This is a genomic window from Thalassotalea litorea, from assembly GCF_043642205.1.
Taxonomy (GTDB): domain Bacteria; phylum Pseudomonadota; class Gammaproteobacteria; order Enterobacterales; family Alteromonadaceae; genus Thalassotalea_A; species Thalassotalea_A litorea.
Window position 1 is genome coordinate 1 of sequence record NZ_JBHZSG010000082.1, and the last position, 1,802, is coordinate 1,802.

Below are 1,802 nucleotides of genomic sequence, written 5' to 3' on the forward strand. Positions count from 1 at the left end.
GTTTGTCGCCAAACGAGTCAGAAGAAAGATTCTGGCAAAACTATAAAACTGTGGCCAATTTAACTTGACCACTACACTCTTGTCATGATGCCACTCGATACACCCATGCGAAAGCACTTGCTTTAATGGGGGGTGTTGTTGAAAATACTCTATCGAGGTTTTTAATTCTTTGTCATGAATTTCACTAAACTTGATGTCTATTGATTTGGCGAAGTCGTCCCAGTTTACTTCTACCCTCCTATCGTTGCCTCTGAAAAAGCCGCTCTCTTTTAGCGCGTACTCTAGCCGAGAAAAGCTACAGAAAAACTCTAAGAGCCTATCCTTGTCATTTACAAACCCAAAACCTACGGTCACAGCTTACCCTATGAAATTTCGTTTAAGAATTTCATAGTAATTCAGAGGTATTCTTACTTCAATCGTGATGGTAGATTTTAAGGCCTGGATGACCCTTAAAGCGCCCAATAGGTGTCCACGGGTGGTGGTTGAAATAAATTTATCACCAAGCTTCTATTGCTAACGTGTTGTTTTTATTGGTAAAAAAGAGTGGTGGCCCGTCCCTGACTTGAACAGGGGACCTACCGATTATGAGTCGGGTGCTCTAACCAACTGAGCTAACGGGCCATACAGAGAAGTTGAACGTGGGTTCAAAACTTGGTTCTTGCTAAAGAAAATAGCAAAAAGTGGCGGCAAGTATAAGCATTTTTTATTTTAATGTCACCATTGTGAGGGTAAAAATATGTGGCTAAATGCTCGGTTGGTGATTTGTTATACAGCTGCAAGGGTGTGTTCGGTCAGAACTTAAACACAACACCTGCACTGACATCGGCCTGATACCAAAAATTTGATGAGCCATTAATCGCGCAGTCCCCGGAATCACAAAACATCGCATCGTTTCCTTCGTAAAATGTCGCGATAACACGGGTTTCGAATTTTACATTGATTGCTTTGTTTACCGGTATCTCTGCTGCCAAACCGAGATTGGCAGAAGGGCGGGTGGAACTGCCTAATTCATTAGTATTGGTTTCTATATGAGACACACCTACGCCACCTAAAAGATATAAAGGGACGCGTCCGTCATTCAGTCTTAAATTACCACCAATATGAACAAAGCTAGTTTGTAAATCACTCTGAATAGGACCATCAATTGCCAAAACCTCGCCTTGATTTTGGCTTAAGAATATTTCACCTTTGTGTTTGTTTTTCGTGTCCCAGGCAAGGATGCCGTTTAATGGGTTTGCGGGTTCAAAGTAGTTATCAAGCAATTGCGTTTCAGAAATAACCCAGGCCCCGGTAGGTGCCGAGTTTAAAGAAATTTGCCATTGTTCGGTGTTTTCTTCAGGCAAAGCCTGCACCAAAAATGGACATAATAACAGGCTGATCCAGATGGAAAAATAGCGTTTATTATTCATATTTCTAAGCAAAAGGTTGGATTATTTAAGCATAGCCGTGAATGGGTAAAAGGAAACTTGGTAGGCAAATTATTTTTCAAATAATTTGAGGTGGAAGGTGGAAGGTGGAAGGTGGAAGGTGGAAGGTGGAAGAAGAAGGTGGAAGTATGAGGGCCTCTTCGAAGCCTGGAAATGACGGAGTCTGGTTGGTGGCAAAAACTGAGCAAGCAATATAGCCTTCTGTCCTCGAGATGCTTTTTATCTCGAACTCCATCTTTTCGTCATTGACGAAACTCCGCCCCCGCAGCTTCTCTCTAAAATAAAAAAGCCCGCGTTAGCGTAACACCATTCAGTTAAGAGCCTCTTTTCTGAATGGGGTAGCGGGTTTTATTGATACGAACGGTCCTTTTCTTG

2 protein-coding genes and 1 tRNA gene are annotated in these 1,802 nt (G+C 42.2%); all 3 read right to left on the bottom strand.

Annotated features, from left to right (window positions below; all coding sequences use genetic code 11):
• Positions 1-354, bottom strand: a 354-nt coding sequence (locus tag ACHUFQ_RS16920) for a hypothetical protein (protein WP_394177026.1), incomplete at its 3' end; no start/stop codon positions are given.
• Between the two features lie 190 nt (positions 355-544).
• Positions 545-621 (bottom strand) — tRNA-Ile (locus tag ACHUFQ_RS16925).
• Positions 622-791: 170 nt separating this feature from the next.
• Positions 792-1,409 (bottom strand): hypothetical protein, encoded by a 618-nt coding sequence (locus ACHUFQ_RS16930; protein ID WP_394177027.1) that lies wholly within the window; start codon positions 1,407-1,409, stop codon positions 792-794.
• Positions 1,410-1,802: the final 393 nt, after the last annotated feature.

What these genes read in the sequence shown, in the direction of transcription:
- ACHUFQ_RS16930 (WP_394177027.1), bottom strand. Translation starts at nt 1,409, where the DNA reads ATGAATAATAAACGCTATTTTTCCATCTGGATCAGCCTGTTATTATGT.